This is a genomic window from Rhodococcus sp. SG20037 (assembly GCF_031763325.1).
Taxonomy (GTDB): domain Bacteria; phylum Actinomycetota; class Actinomycetes; order Mycobacteriales; family Mycobacteriaceae; genus Rhodococcus_F; species Rhodococcus_F qingshengii.
On record NZ_CP134497.1, the window covers coordinates 3,186,286 to 3,202,633 of the forward strand.

Below are 16,348 nucleotides of genomic sequence, written 5' to 3' on the forward strand. Positions count from 1 at the left end.
CCGCTGGTACGCGGCCCGCAGAGAATTGATAGGTTGATCGCCATGTCTACCCCTCCCACGACAGTGGTTTCCGAACGGACCGTCACCACACCGCGCTCGGTGCTCGTCACCGGCGGTAACCGCGGAATCGGCTTGGCCGTCGCTCAGCGGCTCGCCGCAGACGGCCACAAGGTAGCCGTCACGCACCGCGGTTCCGGTGTCCCCGAAGGGTTGTTCGGCGTCGTGTGCGACGTCACCGACACCGAGTCGATCGACCGTGCATTCAAAGAGGTCGAAGCGCACCAGGGGCCGGTCGAGGTCATCGTCGCCAATGCCGGCGTCACCGACGACACACTGATCATGCGAATGAGCGAAGAGCAGTTCACGAGCGTCGTCGACGCGAACCTCACCGGTACGTTCCGCCTCTCGAAGCGTGCGACCCGGTCGATGCTGCGCGCGCGTTTCGGACGGTTCATCTTCCTCGGCTCTGTGGTGGGTCTGGCAGGTCAAGCCGGCCAGGTCAACTACGCCGCGTCCAAAGCAGGCATCGTCGGTATCGCTCGTTCCCTGACAAGGGAACTCGGCTCACGTTCGATCACCGCCAACGTCGTCGCTCCCGGGTTCATCGAGACCGACATGACGGCAGCACTGGGCGACGACGTCAAGGACAAGGCCACCGAGTTCATCCCGTTGCAGCGGACCGGAAAGCCGGAAGATGTTGCAGCAGTTGTCAGTTTCCTCGCCTCCGACGATTCGGCCTACGTCTCGGGTGCGGTCATCCCCGTCGACGGCGGACTCGGCATGGGGCACTGACCCGCTTTTCGCACACACACCTTTCTCGTACGTCTGAAATCAGGAGGACATCTCATGGGCGGCTTGCTCGAGGGTAAGACCATTCTTGTCACCGGCATCATCACCGATTCGTCGATCGCGTTCCACGTGGCCAAGGTCGCGCAGGAGCAGGGCGCGAAGGTACTGATCACCGGATTCGATCGTCTGCGCCTCATCGATCGCATCGCCCAGCGACTGCCGCAGCCCGTGCCGCCGGCAATCTCGCTCAACGTCCAGAGCTCGGAGGATCTCGCATCTCTCGCCGAGCGTGTGCGCGAGCTGGCTCCCGAGGGTATCGACGGCGTCGTCCACTCGATCGGCTTCGCTCCCCGCTCCTGCCTGGGAAGCCCGTTCATGGACGCGCCGTGGGAAGACGTGGCGGTCGCACTCGAGGTGTCCGCCTACTCGTACAGCGCACTGGCCAAGGCCTTGCTGCCGGTGCTCAACGACAACGCGTCCATCGTCGGTATGGACTTCGATCCGGCGCGCGCGATGCCGTTCTACAACTGGATGGGTGTCTCCAAGGCGACCCTCGAGGCCGTCAATCGGTACGTGGCCAAAGAGGTCGGCGTCCGCGGCATCCGCTCGAACCTGGTGTCCTCCGGCCCGATCAAGACCTTGGCCGCCAAGGCCATTGCCGGTGACAGCACCGGTCCGGGCGCGGAGTTGGACAAGCTGAACACCGCATGGGACGGTGCTGCGCCCATCGGCTGGGACGTCGACGATCGCGAGCCGGTCGCCAAAACGGTCTGCACCGTTCTCTCGGATTGGTTGCCCGGCACGACCGCGTCGATCATCTACGTCGACGGCGGCTTCCACGCGATGGTCGGCTAGTAGCACCCCTTCTACTACGCAGGTGAGTACCCGGGTGACTCCCGCCGAACGGCATCGCGCAAGATTGAACTCATGACCGCAAGTATGGACATGCAGTTCGATGCTCTTCTCGTTTTGTCGTTCGGCGGTCCCGAGAAACCCGAAGACGTACGGCCGTTCCTCGAAAACGTCACCCGCGGTAGGGGAGTGCCACCGGAGCGGCTCGACGCCGTCGTCGAGCACTACATGCATTTCGGTGGAGTTTCGCCCATCAACGCGCTCAACCGAGACCTGATCGAACGGGTCGAAGGTGAGCTGGCAGCAGCCGGCGTGGATTTGCCCGTGTACTTCGGCAACCGCAACTGGCACCCGATGGTCGAAGACACCGTTGCCAAGATGCGCGAGGACGGTGTCCGCAACGCCGCCGTGTTCGCCACGTCGGCGTGGGGTGGTTACTCCGGATGTCGGCAGTACCACGAGGACATCGCTCGCGCCCGTGAGGCGGTCGGTGACGGCGCACCGACGCTGACAAAACTTCGCCAGTACTACGACCATCCGCTGGTCGTCGGCGCGTTCGCCGACGGTGTGCGCGCGGCCCGCGCAGAGTTGCCCGAAGCGACTCGCGATACTGCGCGCCTGGTGTTCACCGCGCATTCGGTACCGAGTGCCGCAGACCGCAATGCAGGGCCGCCGGCAGAGGGCGGAAACCTCTACAGTCGACAGGTCGCCGAGGCCGCGAAGTTGGTTGCTGAGGCCGTCGGCGCCGAGGATTTCGATCTGGTGTGGCAGTCGCGATCAGGCCCGCCGCAGGTTCCGTGGCTGGACCCCGACATCTGTGATCACCTGGATACGTTGTCCGCCAAGGATGTTCGCGCCGTGATCGTGTGCCCCGTCGGTTTCGTCTCCGATCACCTCGAAGTGGTGTGGGACCTGGACACCGAGGCCAAGGACAAGGCAGCCGAACTCGGGATGGATTTCGTTCGGGCAGCAACGCCCGGCCGCGATCAGCGTTTTGCGCAGCTGGTGCCCACGCTCGTTCGGGAACTGGCCGAGGCCGAGCAGCCACTGCGACTGGGGGTCGAGCCGCTGCTCGGCTCGACCACCAACGGTCTCTCGTGTGCGGTCAATTGCTGCGCGGCCGTTCAGCGTCCCCGCTGACGGTCCGGCGCTCAGGTGTTCGGATGCTTGAGCTTTCCGCAGGGCCCGGGAACGGTGGACGTGCTGCGCGAGGTGAGGAGCGTCTCGACGATCTGTCGATCCTCGGGGCTCAGTGACGGGTCTATGTAGTTGAGTTCGGGCGCGCCCAGTTCGCGGACTCGCCCGGCGAGGGTCGCGACAAACGAGACGCGTTCTTCGTCGTCGTCGTTGACGTCGTGGATCTGCAGCACCGACACCGGAAACTTACGCAGCGTCACAGGCAGGAAGCGGGCGCCGAGCACATGGTCGACGTTGAATCCCGCCCACTGCCCCTGGTTGGCCTCCACGCATTCGGCGTCGGAGTGAATTGCGCTCTCGCCGATGTACTTACGTGCGGGCAGCATCTTCTTGGGTGCAAGTTCGGATGCGCCCTGCTGAAGGACGGGAAAGTCGCCGTCCGAGTACAACCAGGGCTGGTTGGCCATCTTGATCAACCGACCGGCGTCCAGATCCGGGAGATAGCGAGACTTGAGGAGAAACGCGACGCTGTCGACCGAGATGCCCAGCAGTTCTGCGGCCTTCTGTCGGCTCATCGCGAACGTCGGGGCATTCTTCGGGGCGATCTGGATCAAATTGACCATGCGAACTCCTGTAAGTGTTCAATTGTTGCGGGTTTGGTACAGCTGACATGACAATTCGCCGATTATCAACCTCTAGCTGATTTCCGACTTGTAGATGAGTCGGTTGTCACCATCCGAGTTCACGCAACCGGGGATCTCCGATCCCGAAGTGGTGGCCGATTTCGTGGATCACTGTTCGGCGAACTTGCTCGATCACCTCGTCTTCGGTGCTGCAGATCGCACAGATGGCCCTGCGGTAGATCGTGATGCGGTCGGGAAGGACGCCGGCGTACGTGGTGGTTCTCTTGGTCAGTGGGATGCCCTGATACAGCCCGAGTAGCCCCGGTCGTCCACCTTCGAGTTGAACGGTCACTGCGACATTGGCCATCTCCGCACCCAATTTCGGTGGCAGGCTGTCGAGCGCCCGCTTGACCATGTCCTCGAACTGGCTGTCGTCCACGTCGATCATTTGCCCATTGTGCGTGCGGGGGCGGGATCCGGGTGTGTCCATGTGGAAACAGTGCAGCTTACGGCTATGTTCATTGCGTGGCCGAAGACCTCTATCACCGTTACGAATTCACATTCATCGTTCAGATGCTGACAGTCTCGCAAGAGCAGGCGATCGAAGAGAGCTTGGGCGGAAGGGTCGAGGACCGACGCGGGCTGCAGCTGCTGACGCTCACCTCGGAAGGTATGCGAGCGGCGACAACGGCTATCACAGTGGTGGACCAGTTGGTGGCTGCAGGCGTGCGTCCCCAGCGGACACATCCCGATCTGGTGTCACGTCAGGACATTGCCGACCGTGCGGGGGTGACGCGGCAAGCTGTCGGGCAGTGGGTGCGAGGGGTCCGGCAGGCGGCTACGCCTTTCCCGATTCCGTACAACTCGGTTGCCGGGGGGATCTGGTTCTGGGGCGACGTCCTGGATTGGTTGCGCCGTCAGGGGTACAGCCAGGACACCGGTTTGCGCTACCCGACGCTGGATGAACATATTCGCATCGACCGCCATATCGCGATCAATCACAAGACTGTGGGTTGATCGATCAAAAGGTTTGCTTGAAAATAGCTATTGAAACAAACCGACGGTAGGTATAAAGTCCCTAAATACCTCAATCAATCTATCGGTGCGTCGGTCCTGCTCTGGGGGGAGTCTGGTCTGCGCTGCAGATACCCGAGCATGCGAGCAGGAATTCATGGTTTCGACCCCCGAAGTACGATCGATGCCCAAATCGGCCGCGCTCACGACTTCTGTGGCTATTTCCAGCGATGGAGCAACGGCTAAGCTACGTGAAGGTGTATCGGGCAGGGGCCGTCTGCGAGCGGCGACGGCGGCGCTGTTCCGGCGCTCACGCCCACGTACGACCTTCGCGCCACCGTTGAGCGTGCTTCTTCTCGTCACCTCCGACAACGGTCTCTCGCAGCGGGCCGGTCTTGTTCTTCGCGAGGCGGGACACCAAGTCCGTACAGCCGTCGTCGCCGACGCGGACGCAGTGCTGGCCGCGACTTCTTCGGGAGATTTTGACCTCGTCATCTGCCCGTTCTTGAAAGCCTATGTCCCGGAATCTGTTTGGCAGCGGTGGACAACGATCATCATCCATCCCGGCCCGCCCGGAGATCGCGGGCCGTCGTCGCTGGACTGGGCGATAACGGATGGCGAACCGATCTGGGGTGTCACGGCATTGCAGGCCGCTGAGGAACTCGATGCCGGAGCGGTGTGGGCCTGGCGGACGTTCGAACTCCGGAACGGGGCAACCAAATCCTCGGTATACAACGAGGAAGTCACCGACGCGGCGATGGAGTGCATTACGGAGGTCGTCGAACATTTCCGTACTCCTGACTTCCAGGCGATCCCATCGGACCGAGTTGCGCGGCCCGTGGCTTCGACCCGATCGAGGCCCAGCATGAAACAGGCCGATCGCGTTTTCAGCTGGGAGCAAGACGCGTCGAGCATCGTCCGCGCCGTCAACGCCGCCGACGGCTTTCCCGGCGTCGCCGTTCAGTTGGGGCTCGACCGGGTCTACGTCTACGACGCTCACCTCGATACCCACGTCGATGCAGCGCCCGGCACCATCGTCGAGTACTTCCACCAGGCAATACGTGTTGCCACCGGTGCGGGCTCCGTATGGATCGGACATGCGCGGCTCGTCGGCGCCGGCAATGTCAAACTTCCGTCGACCGCGGTCGTACGTCCGGACGTGTTCGTTCCACAGGTCTGGGAGAGTCGTTACCCCGAGACCGACTATCACCGCGACGGCGAAATCGGATATCTCTCGTTCCGCTTCTACAACGGTGCGATGAGTACGAAGCAATGCGCGCGACTGACCTCCAGGCTCCGCTGGGCGATCACGCAGGACACCAAGATCCTTGTCCTGACGGGTGACTACGACAGATTCAGCAACGGTATCCACCTCAACGTCATCGAGGCCGCGTCGGATCAAGCCGGAGAAGCGTGGGCCAACATCAAAGCCATCAACGAGATCGCGAAAGCGATCGTCACCTGTACGGAACAGGTTGTGGTGGCGGCATTCACAGGCAACGCCGGTGCCGGCGGGGTCATGCTCCCGCTTGGAGCCGACGTAGTCGTGGCCAGGGACGGTGTGGTTCTCAATCCTCATTACGCCACGATGGGCCTGTTCGGCTCGGAACTGCACACGTACACACTTCCGGCTCGGGTCGGCGAGCAGCAGGCCCGCAGTCTGCTGGCCGAGTGCAGTGCGATCGGCATCCGTCGAGCCTTGGACATCGGACTTGTCGACGCGATCGGCCCCAGGCGGCCGGATCTGTTCGAGGCGTGGTTGCGCGAGGTCGCCACCGACTTGCTCGAAGGAGATCGGCTGGAATCGATGCTGGAGCGCAAACGTCTTCGACTGGAACGTGATCCGGTGGAGCCCTACGAGGAGCGTGAGCTCGAAGAGATGAAGATCGACATGTTCGGTGACCGCAACGGGTTTGCCGAGAAACGCCGGAACTTCGTGCTCAAGCTCTGATCGACACGCTGTTCGCCGACGCGACACGGGCAGTGCGAACAACGTCCCACAGTCGTCGCAGCAGGTCGTCACGCCTCTGCGCAGTAGACACGCTCGGGGCCTGATTGGTCGATACCGACGCAGCCACGGTGAGAATGGCTGCCACGTTGTCGGCGGTGTCGATCACCTGCAAATGCCGAGGTGACAGTGTCGACGGCCAGCGGTGTCCGGCCTGTGCCTGCAGGGCTTCGGCGACCAGCGTACGAGCGTCGTTTCCAGGTATTCCGGTGGCTACGGCCGGAAGCCCGCCGAGCACCTCGGCTGCGTCCCGAACAGCTTGGCGCAGTTCGTATTCGGCTTCGCGGAGTCCGATCGATTCGGCGCTGCCCGCCACAGTGGGAATGGAGAAGACCGTCCATCGCAAGACGTCCGGGCCTTCCTTCGATGGCACGAGTCCGACTCCAGGCTTGCCGACGGCGCCGATCTGTATCCCTTCACCCGTTGCGATCGCAGCGCGCGCGAACTCGGTCCCGGTGGGCAGACCACGTACATCACCAGCCGTAGGAAGGACCAGGCGGACCTCGGCAGCCTCCGAGCGTGCGATTCTGAGCAGGGTGGGCACACCGGAAGCCGTGACTCCCGGCCATTCGAGATCGTGGCGGACCGCGGTTTCCGCATCGGCGGCGCCGATCAGGTGCATCGGTGCCCACGCGGCAAGGGCGTCGATGACGTCGTCCGGCGCAGCGTCGCCGGCGAGCCATGACGCTGCCCACACGGTGAGGGTTGCGCTGGGAGAACTCATGACCGTGAAGTTTAGTTCGGCGTGGCGACATGCGCGGCCCCGGCGTTGTGACCTAGCGTGATCCGGCGTGAGCGGTGGCAACGGATACGGTGACATTTTTGCGGGTCATACCCGCAAACAGAAGCGCGTGACGCCTGAAGTGGCGGCCGAGCGTGATCTTGTCGTCGAGGATGCGGCGACGGGATTCTGCGGTGCGGTAGTCGGTTTCGAGCGCACGTACGACGGCGATTTCGTGCGGCTCGAGGACGGTCGTTCCCGGACGCGGTTGTTCGCGATGCGCGAGGCGGCCTTCCTCATCGACGGCTCACCGGTCACCCTCGTACGCCCGGCCCCCAAGCCCGTGTCCACCAGACCCGCACGGTCGGCTTCGGGTTCGACGCGAGTCGAAGGCTTACGCGCCCGCACGGCACTGCCCAGCCGGATCTGGGTGGAGGGAGTACACGATGCTGCCCTCGTCGAGCGGGTGTGGGGTCACGATCTTCGCGTCGAAGGTGTTGTCGTCGAACATCTCGAAGGACTCGACAATCTGGGGGAGCGGCTTGCCGAATTCGGGCCTGGTCCCGGCCGCCGCGTCGGGGTCCTGGTCGACCACCTGGTCACCGGTTCCAAGGAAACCCAACTGACTCAGGGCCTCGGCCCGGACGTGTTGGTGACCGGGCACCCGTACATCGACGTGTGGGAGGCCGTTCGTCCCAAATCTGTCGGAATCGCCTCCTGGCCGAAGATTCCACGCGGCGAGGATTGGAAGACGGGAATCTGCCGCGAACTGGGCTGGGGGACACCTCAGGAGGGCTGGCGGCGGGTCTACAACTCGGTCGAGAGCTTCCGCGATCTGGAAGCTCCTTTGATCGGTGCAGTCGAACAACTTGTCGATTTCGTTACCGAGCCGAACTGACGTAGCGGCGGCCTGGGTCACACATTCTGGTTAGATGGTGTTGTGGCTGCACTTATTTGGCTGATCGGAGCACTGGTGCTCGCCGGGGCCGAAGCGCTGGTGGGGGATTTCTTCCTGCTGATGCTCGCCGGTGGGGCGCTCGCTACTGCCGGTGTCAGTGCTGTCACCGACTTCCCGGTGTGGGTCGACGCCGTCATGTTCGGAGTGTTCTCCGCCGCCCTCGTCCTGGGCGTGCGACCGATCATGTTGCGTCGCTTCGGTAGTCCGCCGCCGACCCCGACCGGAATACAGGCACTCGAAGGTAAGCACGCTCTGGTTCTGGAAGAAGTGGGCGAGCATTCCGGGCAGGTCAAGTTGGACGGCGAGGTGTGGACTGCCAGGCCGTACGACACCACCGAGGTGTACCCGCCGGGTACCAAGGTGACGGTGATGGAAATCAACGGCGCAACAGCAGTCGTCTGGAGGGGACCTTAATGGCAGCACTCATAGTGCTCGGTGTGTTGGTGCTATTCGTGATCTTGGTGGTCGCGAAGTCGGTAGCACTGGTACCGCAGGCAGAAGCCGCGGTGATCGAGCGGCTCGGTAGGTATTCGAAGACGGTGTCCGGGCAGCTCACGTTCTTGATCCCGTTCGCCGATCGTGTGCGCGCCAAGGTGGATCTTCGTGAGCGGGTGGTCTCCTTCCCACCGCAGCCGGTGATCACCCAGGACAACCTGACACTGTCCATCGACACGGTGGTGTACTTCCAGGTCACCAATCCGCAAGCTGCGGTGTACGAGATCAGCAACTACATCGCTGCCGTCGAGCAGTTGGCAACCACCACGCTGCGAAACGTCGTCGGCGGAATGACCCTCGAAGAGACGCTTACCTCGCGTGATTCCATCAACGGTCAGCTTCGTGGTGTCCTCGACGAGGCGACTGGTCGCTGGGGCCTGCGAGTGGCCCGCGTCGAGCTCAAGAGCATCGATCCGCCGCCCTCGATCCAGGAGTCGATGGAAAAGCAGATGAAGGCGGACCGCGAGAAGCGCGCGATGATTCTGACGGCTGAAGGTCACCGCGAATCCGCTATCAAGACCGCCGAGGGTGCCAAGCAGAGCCAGATTCTTTCTGCCGAGGGAAACAAGCAGGCCTCGATCCTGAACGCCGAGGGTGAGCGTCAGTCCCAGATCCTTCGCGCTCAAGGTGACCGCGCGGCCAAGTACTTGCAGGCTCAAGGCGAGGCCAAGGCCATCGAGAAGGTTTTCGCTGCAATCAAGTCCGGTAAGCCGACTCCGGAATTGCTTGCATACCAGTATCTTCAGACGTTGCCGCAGATGGCGCAAGGCGATGCGAACAAGGTGTGGCTCGTACCCAGCGACTTCGGTGACGCGCTGAAGGGATTTGCCAAAACGCTTGGCGCGCAAGGGCAGGATGGCGTTTTCCGGTACGAGCCGCCGGCCGCCGAAGAGAATCTTCCCAATCCTGAGGACGATTCAGCCGAGGTGGCGGAGTGGTTCGAGACCAAATCCGATCCGGCTATCGCGGAAGCAGTGCGCGCTGCTGAAGTTGCTGCACGCACACCGGTCGAAGACCCGGCAGCTGCGGTCAGGCACCGCCGTGAGAGTGCGCCCGAGCAGCCTGGATTCGTAGATCCCGCGTTGCCACAGCAGGGCGAAAATCCTTGGCCGGGTCAGTTGCCGCTGCCGCCCGAGCGTGAAGATTTCCAGCAGAAGTACCCGTACCAGGGGCAGCCGCCCGAGGGTGGCCAGCGCCAGTAGACGCCTCTCGTAGCGAACGTTGATCGGGACGGGCACTCATCACCTACGTGATGAGTGCCCGTCCCGTTCCGCATACGGCGATCGCCCAGAGGACACTGACGAAGGTTCCCATGATGAACTGCTCGGACGCATGAGGTTCGCGAAGTTCCGGGTACCGCGCGAGCCCCTTGACTGCCAAGACGATCGCGATGCCTTCCGGCCAGGTTGCGAGAATCGATGCCGCCACCGCGAGCCGTTCGAGGATGCCGATCACACGTCCGCCGCGAAGAGGTCCGGCGTCCGGTGCCGGGCTCCCGTCCGGTTGGCGACGAGCGATCTTGAAGGTGGCAAGTACCAACGGTGCACCGGCCGTGGCGGCGGCAAGTACGCACAGGACAAGCGTCGCCCCGAGAGCGAAACCGGTGACCGGGGTCGTTCGGGTCGATGCCAGTGCGGCAACACCCAGCGCCGGAAGAGCCACCACGGACGACGCCCATTCGGGGACTTCCAGTCGACCACGACTGAGCGGTCCCAGTGCCGCTGCAACTGCTGGTGCCGCGGCGGCGACGGCGAGCGCGATCAACGCCAGAACGACCATGTATTCGAGCCCCCTGCTGTGTCGACGAGTTTGTACCGGTGCGAGCGTGAGCAGTCTAGGGCTGGAGTCTGACCAAAAGTCGTTCTGCGAGTCTGCGCCCGGCGAGTTCTGCGTGCCACCCGGCTGTCAGGAGTCGCTTGGACATGGCCTGTTTGGTGATTCCGAGGTGGGCCGCTGCGCTGACCTGAGTGAGTCCGCTGTCCATCAGGGCGATGGCTTCGCGTCCGTCCTTCGTCTGTCTCGTGACGATCGTTCCGAGCAAGGTGAACGCGGCATCGACATCTGCGGCGAGTTCGTCGCGTGAGCTATCCGCCGGCGCCTGTTCGACGGCAATTCTGGCCGGAGCTCGCTTGGCTCGCTCGACGGCGATCCGAGCAGCTTCGAATGCCGGTCCGCGTCCGGCCCGGGTCTGCCGTGGGAGAGGCTGCTCGACGGGACCGATCCCGATCCCGACACTCCAGTGCTCGCGCCGAATCAGCTCGAGTGCGACGAGGACGAGTAGCGCCGGATCGTCGGTCACCGCTTGAATCTCGTCGCCCGCTGTGCGCTCGAACAGCCGCAGGAGCCTGCGATCGGCCATGTCGTCGATGATGTCCCCGACGCGGTCGACATCCCGTCGGCTACCTCGCTGATCCACCGTCAGTACAAACATTAGTCAATGCTAGATAGTTGACTTTCAATAGTCAATCGTTTTGGGTTGACTCAATCAAATCAACCTCTTGGGGTTGACCGTTGTCAACGATGGTTTCGCCCGGTGAAGGCTGACGGCGAGCGTCGAACACCAGACCGGCGATGCCGATCGCAATGCAGATCCCGGACAGAATCAGGAGACGAGGATCGGCTTCGCCGGAGAGCGCATCGCCCAGAACGACAATCCCAACAGTGCCGGGCAAGATGCCGACGACGGTGGCAAGGATGTAGGGCACGATCCGGATCGACGAAATGCCGCAGCAGTAGTTCACCACCGAGAAGGGGACAAACGCGATCAAGCGCAGAGAGCCGACGGCCAGCCACCCCCGCTTTTCGATCCGCTCGTCCACCCGCCGGATCGTCGGACTCGAAATCCGTTGCCACACGACGTCGCGGCCGATGGCGCGGACCAGGTAGAGGGCCAGAACGGCGCTCACAGTCGTTGCCGCCACGGTAAGAGCGATGCCGGTCACCGAGCCGAAAAGAACCCCCGCGCTGAGCGTGAAGACGGTGCGCGGGAACGGCGCGACGGTGACTATCGAATGAACCAGGAAGAACACGAGGGGAAACGCCGGGCCAACCGAGTCCGCCCACTCTCGCACCTGGGACACCGTGGGATGTGGGGCGAGGAGGGCTGCGAGGAACAAAGCGAGCACTACCAGGACTATTGCGATCAATCTTCGGTCCAGCAGGCGTCCCATCACAGGTCACAAGGCTACCTGCGAACGGTGAACCGGGCCGACTGCCGACCCGCAATCGTGAGTCGAACATCGCCACGGGGGCGGGAAAGCGACGTGCTCCAGGCGACAATGAAACGGCGCTGTGACGAAAACCACTAGGCTTTCGGAGTGGCCTTCACCTGCAGTCCCGGCCAGTGAAACGAACTCGCGGGTAACCCGCAAACATGCTGAACAATCGCTAGGTAAGGGCCGGTTACACGTGCACGAACGACCGAATCCGCACGTCGCCCGGCCGGTCGGAAAGTGGCCACGAACAGCCCTGTGAAGAACATGACGTGATCCTCACGATATCTGGGCTCAACCGCGGGTTAGCATCACAGAACTAACGAACAAATCCGATTATCGGTAAAGCGCTCACGCAAAAAATGAGAGGGAGCGGACACAGTGTCATTAGCTTCAGAAGCCGAGGCTGTCGAGCAGGCGTACGCGGAGTGGCAGCGCTCCGTAGCCGGTGTGCTCGCCAAGTCCCGCAGAGTCGACGCGGCAGAACTGGGCCCCGAGCCACAGAAACTGCTCGAAACCGTCACCTACGACGGTGTCACTGTCGCACCGCTCTACAGCCCACGCGACGAGCGTCCCGAGCAGAGCTTGCCGGGCACTTTTCCGTACGTGCGTGGCGTCGACGCTCACCGTGATGTCAATGCCGGTTGGTTGGTTTCCGCTGCTTTCGGAACCGCTTCGGCGGCCGAGACCAATCGCGCCATCCTGGACGCCCTCGAAAACGGAGTCAGCGCACTCTGGTTGAAGGTGGGCGCCGACGGCGTTCCGGTCACCGACCTCGCCGCTGCGCTCGAGGGCGTGCTTCTCGACCTCGCACCGCTCACGCTCGATGCAGGCGCAGCGACAAACGATGCAGCCCGAGCACTCTTCTCTCTCCTCGATGCTCGCGGCGAAGCCGGCGACGGTGTCAGCGATCGCAGCAGTATCCGAGTTCACCTCGGTGCAGCGCCGCTGACCAGTTCGTTCTCCGGCGCAGCCGACGTCGAACTTGCAGGCGCAGTCGAGTTGGCCGCCCTCGCCGCAGCTCGTGCGGAAACCGTGCACGCGATCACCGTCGACGGCACGGCCTTTCACAACGCGGGTGCCGGGGATGCCGAAGAACTCGGAGCCGCAATCGCCGCCGGCCTCGAGTACCTCCGTGCACTCACCGCCCAGAGCGGCCTGACCATCGGTGCTGCGTTGTCGCAGTTGGCTTTCCGCTACGCGGCAACCGACGATCAGTTCCAGACCATCGCGAAGTTCCGCGCCGCACGTCTCGTATGGGCACGCATCGCCCAGGTCTGCGGAGCTTCCGATTTCGGTGGAGCGCCGCAGCACGCAGTCACCTCCGCCGCGATGATGGCTCAGCGTGATCCCTGGGTGAACATGCTGCGCACGACCCTCGCCGCATTCGGCGCCGGCGTCGGCGGAGCAGATGCAGTGACAGTTCTTCCGTTCGACGTCGCCCTGGCCGACGGCACCCTCGGTGTCAGCAAGTCCTTCTCCTCGCGCATCGCGCGCAACACACAGCTGCTCCTGCTCGAGGAGTCGCACCTGGGCCGTGTCCTCGATCCGTCGGCCGGGTCTTGGTACGTCGAGGACCTGACACAGCAGATCGCCGCCACCGCGTGGGAGTTCTTCCAGGAAATCGAAGCAGCCGGCGGATATCTGGCGGCACTCGAAGCGGGAATCGTCTCCGGTCGCATCGCCGCTACCAAGGCCAAGCGCGACTCCGACATCGCACACCGCAAGACCACGGTCACCGGTGTCAACGAGTTCCCGAACCTCGGCGAAACGCCGCTGTCCGCCGAAGCCGTCGAGCCCGGCCAGTCCGTCGCCCGCTACGCAGCTGCATTCGAAGCGCTTCGTGACCGTTCGGACGCGTTCCTCGCCGCCGGCGGCGCCCGTCCCACTGCGCTTCTCGCGCCGCTGGGCTCGGTTGCAGAACACAACGTGCGCACCACGTTTGCGTCCAACCTGCTCGCTTCGGGTGGTATCGACGCAGTCAACCCCGGCCCGCTCGAGGTGGGCGCCGAGGCCATCTCCGCTGCAGTCAAGGCTTCCGGTGCCACCGTCGCCGTGCTGTGCGGCACGGACAAGCGCTACGGCGAGAGCGCCGCAGCGGCCGTCGCCGAACTTCGCGCCGCCGGCATCACCAAGGTGCTGCTCGCAGGACCGGAGAAGGCAGTCGCCGACGCGACCGGCGATTCTCGCCCGGACGGATTCCTCACCGCCCGCATCGACGCAGTGTCGGCTCTGACCGAACTGCTCGACTTCATCGAGACGGGAAGCTCCAAGTGACGACACGAGAGGTCAAGCACGTGATCGGCAGTTTCGCCGAGGTCCCACTCGAGGACCCGCAGTCTCCGGCACCCACACCGCCGTCAGTCGAGCAGGCCCAGGCGCTCATCGAAGAGGGCGCCAACGCCCACAACTACGCCGCCGAGCAGGTTGTCTGGTCCACCCCCGAAGGCATCGACGTCAAGCCGGTGTACACCGGTGCGGACCGCACGGCCGCCGCCGAGTCGGGTTACCCGCTCGACAGCTTCCCGGGCGCAGCGCCGTTCCTGCGTGGTCCGTACCCGACCATGTACGTGAACCAGCCGTGGACCATTCGCCAGTACGCCGGATTCTCCACTGCCGCGGAGTCGAATGCGTTCTACCGTCGTAACCTCGCGGCCGGTCAGAAGGGTCTCTCGGTCGCCTTCGACCTCGCCACACACCGCGGCTACGACTCCGATCATCCTCGCGTTGCCGGTGACGTCGGAATGGCCGGTGTCGCAATCGATTCCATCCTCGACATGCGTCAGCTCTTCGACGGAATCGACCTCTCGCAGGTCTCGGTCTCGATGACGATGAACGGCGCCGTGCTGCCGATTCTCGCGCTGTACGTCGCTGCGGCAGGCGAGCAAGGTGTCACTCCGGACAAGCTGGCCGGAACGATCCAGAACGACATCCTCAAAGAGTTCATGGTTCGTAACACCTACATCTATCCGCCGAAGCCCTCGATGCGGATCATCTCGGACATCTTCGCGTACTCCAGCGCGGAAATGCCGAAGTACAACTCCATCTCCATCTCGGGCTACCACATCCAGGAAGCCGGAGCGACGGCCGATCTGGAACTGGCGTACACCCTCGCCGACGGCGTCGAGTACATCCGCGCCGGCCTCGACGCCGGTATGGACATCGACAAGTTCGCACCTCGCCTGTCCTTCTTCTGGGCCATCGGCATGAACTTCTTCATGGAGGTCGCCAAGCTCCGCGCCGGACGCCTCCTGTGGGCCGAGCTTGTCGCCAAGTTCGATCCCAAGAGCGCGAAGTCTCTCTCGCTGCGTACCCACTCGCAGACCTCCGGCTGGTCCCTGACCGCGCAGGACGTCTTCAACAACGTTCCGCGTACCTGCGTCGAAGCCATGGCTGCCACCCAGGGCCACACTCAGTCCTTGCACACCAACGCACTCGACGAAGCGATCGCATTGCCGACGGACTTCTCCGCCCGCATCGCCCGTAACACCCAGTTGCTGCTGCAGCAGGAATCCGGCACCGTGCGTCCCATCGACCCGTGGGGTGGCTCGTACTACGTCGAGTGGCTCACCAACGAACTCGCCAACCGGGCTCGTAAGCACATCGAAGAGGTCGAGGAAGCCGGCGGAATGGCTCAGGCCATCAACGAAGGCATCCCGAAGCTGCGCATCGAGGAGGCTGCCGCCCGCACCCAGGCACGCATCGACTCCGGTCGGCAGCCGCTCGTCGGCGTCAACAAGTACGTTCCCGACGAGGTCGACACCATCGAAGTTCTCAAGGTCGAGAACTCCAAGGTCCGGAAGGAACAGCTCGAGAAGTTGGTTCGTCTTCGCGCGGAACGTGATCCGGAAGCCGTCGAGGCCGCACTGGCGAACCTTACTCGAGCTGCCGCATCCACCGAAGGCGGCATGGAGAACAACCTCCTCGCCCTCGCTGTCGTCGCCGCCCGCGCGATGGCTACCGTCGGCGAGATTTCCGACGCCCTCGAAAAGGTGTACGGACGCCACCAGGCCGAGATCCGCACCATCAGTGGTGTGTACCGCGACGAGGCAGGAACGGTGAGCAACATCAGCAAAGCGATGGAACTGGTCGAGAAGTTCGCCGATGACGAGGGACGTCGTCCCCGCATCCTCGTCGCGAAGATGGGCCAGGACGGTCACGACCGTGGCCAGAAGGTCATCTCCACGGCCTTCGCGGACATCGGATTCGACGTCGACGTCGGACCGCTGTTCCAGACCCCCGAAGAGGTCGCCAATCAGGCGGCCGACAACGACGTCCACGTAGTCGGTGTGTCGTCGTTGGCCGCCGGTCACCTCACCTTGGTGCCGGCGCTGCGGGAGGCTCTGGCTGCGGCCGGTCGTCCCGACATCATGATCGTCGTCGGCGGCGTCATTCCGCCCGGTGACTTCGACGAACTCTACGAGGCCGGCGCTGCTGCCATCTTCCCGCCCGGCACCGTCATCGCCGACGCTGCCAGCGGATTGTTGGAGAAGCTCTCCGCCCAACTGGGTCACGACAACAGCTGAGAAGGGGGTCACT

Annotated in this window: 16 protein-coding genes; 10 read left to right on the forward strand and 6 right to left on the reverse strand. The window is 63.5% G+C overall.

Going from position 1 to position 16,348, the window contains the following annotated elements; genetic code table 11:
• Positions 1-42: 42 nt before the first annotated feature.
• The 3 genes from fabG1 to RHP72_RS14815 all read left to right on the forward strand — a co-directional run bounded on the left by fabG1 (position 43) and on the right by RHP72_RS14815 (position 2,781).
• Positions 43-792 carry a 3-oxoacyl-ACP reductase FabG1 gene (gene fabG1, locus RHP72_RS14805; RefSeq protein WP_007727875.1) on the forward strand — a complete coding sequence of 250 codons (750 nt, stop codon included), beginning with the start codon at positions 43-45 and terminating at the stop codon, positions 790-792.
• Between the two features lie 54 nt (positions 793-846).
• The gene (inhA, locus tag RHP72_RS14810) at positions 847-1,644 is read left to right on the forward strand and encodes an NADH-dependent enoyl-ACP reductase InhA (protein ID WP_003944803.1); all 798 of its coding nucleotides are present in this window, start codon (positions 847-849) and stop codon (positions 1,642-1,644) included.
• Positions 1,645-1,728: 84 nt separating this feature from the next.
• Complete coding sequence (locus RHP72_RS14815) at positions 1,729-2,781, forward strand: ferrochelatase (protein WP_047270404.1); 1,053 nt, start codon at positions 1,729-1,731, stop codon at positions 2,779-2,781.
• Between the two features lie 11 nt (positions 2,782-2,792).
• Here RHP72_RS14815 and RHP72_RS14820 read toward each other — a convergent pair whose 3' ends face one another.
• The gene (locus RHP72_RS14820) at positions 2,793-3,401 is read right to left on the reverse strand and encodes a transcriptional regulator (protein ID WP_007727873.1); all 609 of its coding nucleotides are present in this window, start codon (positions 3,399-3,401) and stop codon (positions 2,793-2,795) included.
• A 106-nt stretch (positions 3,402-3,507) separates the two neighbouring features.
• Complete coding sequence (locus RHP72_RS14825; RefSeq protein ID WP_003944783.1) at positions 3,508-3,849, reverse strand: metallopeptidase family protein; 342 nt, start codon at positions 3,847-3,849, stop codon at positions 3,508-3,510.
• Between the two features lie 77 nt (positions 3,850-3,926).
• Here RHP72_RS14825 and RHP72_RS14830 point away from each other — a divergent pair, with 77 nt between their 5' ends.
• The gene (locus RHP72_RS14830; RefSeq protein WP_003944993.1) at positions 3,927-4,418 is read left to right on the forward strand and encodes a hypothetical protein; all 492 of its coding nucleotides are present in this window, start codon (positions 3,927-3,929) and stop codon (positions 4,416-4,418) included.
• Positions 4,419-4,599: 181 nt separating this feature from the next.
• Positions 4,600-6,366, forward strand: coding sequence for an enoyl-CoA hydratase-related protein (locus RHP72_RS14835; protein WP_251014346.1), 1,767 nt, complete (start codon positions 4,600-4,602; stop codon positions 6,364-6,366).
• On the opposite strand, the gene RHP72_RS14840 is transcribed toward RHP72_RS14835, so the two are convergent.
• Positions 6,356-7,147 (reverse strand): hypothetical protein, encoded by a 792-nt coding sequence (locus tag RHP72_RS14840; protein ID WP_042449131.1) that lies wholly within the window; start codon positions 7,145-7,147, stop codon positions 6,356-6,358. The two genes, RHP72_RS14835 and RHP72_RS14840, sit on opposite strands and share 11 nt — an antisense overlap.
• Before the next feature lie 67 nt (positions 7,148-7,214).
• On the opposite strand from RHP72_RS14840, the gene RHP72_RS14845 reads away from it, so the two are divergent.
• From RHP72_RS14845 to RHP72_RS14855, 3 genes are read left to right on the forward strand one after another with little or no spacing between them, the layout of a single operon-like run.
• Complete coding sequence (locus tag RHP72_RS14845) at positions 7,215-8,042, forward strand: DUF3097 domain-containing protein (protein WP_042449128.1); 828 nt, start codon at positions 7,215-7,217, stop codon at positions 8,040-8,042.
• A 42-nt stretch (positions 8,043-8,084) separates the two neighbouring features.
• Positions 8,085-8,516 (forward strand): NfeD family protein, encoded by a 432-nt coding sequence (locus tag RHP72_RS14850; RefSeq protein WP_003944877.1) that lies wholly within the window; start codon positions 8,085-8,087, stop codon positions 8,514-8,516.
• Complete coding sequence (locus RHP72_RS14855) at positions 8,516-9,799, forward strand: SPFH domain-containing protein (protein WP_030536387.1); 1,284 nt, start codon at positions 8,516-8,518, stop codon at positions 9,797-9,799. Before RHP72_RS14850 ends, RHP72_RS14855 begins: the two co-directional genes overlap by 1 nt.
• Positions 9,800-9,842: 43 nt before the next feature.
• Here the strand turns inward: RHP72_RS14855 and RHP72_RS14860 are convergent, their stop codons facing one another.
• From RHP72_RS14860 to RHP72_RS14870, 3 genes are read right to left on the reverse strand one after another with little or no spacing between them, the layout of a single operon-like run.
• Entirely contained in the window at positions 9,843-10,376 is a 534-nt protein-coding gene (locus RHP72_RS14860; protein WP_003944797.1) for a hypothetical protein, read from the reverse strand.
• A 55-nt stretch (positions 10,377-10,431) separates the two neighbouring features.
• Positions 10,432-11,028 carry a hypothetical protein gene (locus tag RHP72_RS14865; protein WP_054188230.1) on the reverse strand — a complete coding sequence of 199 codons (597 nt, stop codon included), beginning with the start codon at positions 11,026-11,028 and terminating at the stop codon, positions 10,432-10,434.
• A 31-nt stretch (positions 11,029-11,059) separates the two neighbouring features.
• Positions 11,060-11,767 (reverse strand): TVP38/TMEM64 family protein, encoded by a 708-nt coding sequence (locus RHP72_RS14870; protein ID WP_007727829.1) that lies wholly within the window; start codon positions 11,765-11,767, stop codon positions 11,060-11,062.
• A gap of 423 nt (positions 11,768-12,190) precedes the next feature.
• Between RHP72_RS14870 and mutA the strand changes: the two genes are divergently transcribed.
• Positions 12,191-14,086 (forward strand): methylmalonyl-CoA mutase small subunit, encoded by a 1,896-nt coding sequence (gene mutA, locus RHP72_RS14875; RefSeq protein ID WP_050656504.1) that lies wholly within the window; start codon positions 12,191-12,193, stop codon positions 14,084-14,086.
• Positions 14,083-16,335, forward strand: coding sequence for a methylmalonyl-CoA mutase (gene scpA, locus RHP72_RS14880; RefSeq protein WP_311093547.1), 2,253 nt, complete (start codon positions 14,083-14,085; stop codon positions 16,333-16,335). The genes mutA and scpA overlap by 4 nt, the downstream gene beginning before the upstream one ends.
• Positions 16,336-16,348 lie beyond the last annotated feature (13 nt).